Genomic DNA, 1,477 nt, shown 5'->3' with positions numbered 1-1,477 from the left:
TTGTACAGCTTATTTGAATACTATATATCATGATGTACTTGATTGAGTATTGCTTAACTTTTGTCTGAGTTGATTATTCTCTTGATTTAGTTGAGTATTAGTTTCATTAAATTGAGAAAGCTTAGTCTGTGAATTAGTAACTTGTTGTTGTAAAATATCCTTATCCTGAATATCCATTTTTCTTTTTGTCTTAAGATTAAATACAGCTTCTTCTATTTTATCATCTATAGTATTTTTTAATGTAGATGTCATAGTAAAGCTATGGTATTTTAGGGATGTTAGTATATTTTCAAGTGCATCTTTTTTTCTGCCATTACCTTGTATCTTACCATTTAGGTATTTTTGTTGTGTTTTTGTTACTCCTGCAGCAACAGTATCATTTAACAGATCATATAAATTATGCTGCATATAAATTATAGATGAAGATATAATTGCTTTTATTTCACCTTCAGTAAGATATGTAGTGCCAAATTTATTTTCTATGTCAGTGATGCCTTTAGCAATTATATCTTCTATAGTAGATTCTGGATATTCAGATAATAAATATTTGATATTATCTAGTGCATAAGCTTTAGCTCGATTATATATAGTTTGCCCTAAAATTTGTTTTGTTTAGATTCTATAGATTCCAGTGTACTTTGTATACATGCTTTTAATTTATATATAATTAGCTTGTTGAATAATTAAATATATAGTTTATGACTTAAAATTTTATGCGTCAGCATTCAGATATTGTATTTATTAATTTAAGAGTAAGTTTTTTGCTTTAAACATAATATAAATGCGATAGCATTGGAATTTTTAGAGATTCCATGGATATTTTCTAGATTTTATTGCATTTTTGTTTTTGTTGAATTCATCTATTAAATATGCGAGAAGAACCCACTTAATATGGCGTTCATAGCGATTTTTACCGTAAGGTCTTGGATTCTCCAAATTATATAAGCCCTTTAGTACAGAAAATAATTGTTCTATTTTTATCCTCTGTTTATATAGACTAATACCTATTGGAGATTCAAGAAGTAAAGCATTTTTATATCTAAATTCATCGGTAAAAGACTCGATACTTTTAGATCTGCGCATATTTATATCTGTTAACAAATTTAGAGACAGATCTTCAGATATTTTAAACCATGAACTATCATCATAGGCAGCATCTGCAAGTATAACAAATGGATTATAAGTTTTTACTTCATAAAGTAAGCCTTAGACTTGATTGTCATATACATTTACAGTAGTTAAGCTGAATGATAATGGCAGTATTGTATCTGTTACTGATGCAGCACAGTGTAATTTATAACCTTTATATTTTCCAAGACGGGTACCTCTGCCACATTTAGCTTCACTATCATATTTTGAGCTTCTTAATGCGGTAGCATCAACGGCACAAATCCTTAAGGATGGATCAATGAGTTCAATAAATATGGCATAGATAGCATAGTATATGGGAATGGGTATAGATTTGTGTAAAAACCAA

At 28.4% G+C, this 1,477-nt stretch carries 2 protein-coding genes and 1 pseudogene; all 3 read right to left on the bottom strand.

Translation table 11 applies throughout. The features are described from left to right. Positions 1–27 precede the first annotated feature (27 nt). A complete protein-coding gene (locus tag J418_RS0115300; protein WP_017896040.1) occupies positions 28–408 on the bottom strand; it encodes a hypothetical protein in 381 nt (126 codons plus the stop codon). Positions 409–801: 393 nt separating this feature from the next. Then, positions 802–1,167, bottom strand: coding sequence for a transposase (locus J418_RS16915; protein ID WP_257725571.1), 366 nt, complete (start codon positions 1,165–1,167; stop codon positions 802–804). A 39-nt stretch (positions 1,168–1,206) separates the two neighbouring features. Next, positions 1,207–1,477 (bottom strand): annotated as a pseudogene (locus J418_RS16910) (ISNCY family transposase); the annotation flags it as partial.

The organism is Clostridium tyrobutyricum DSM 2637 = ATCC 25755 = JCM 11008 (assembly GCF_000359585.1).
GTDB lineage: Bacteria > Bacillota > Clostridia > Clostridiales > Clostridiaceae > Clostridium_B > Clostridium_B tyrobutyricum.
The sequence above is the reverse complement of the archived record's forward strand: the minus strand, read 5'-3'. Positions and strand labels throughout refer to the sequence as shown.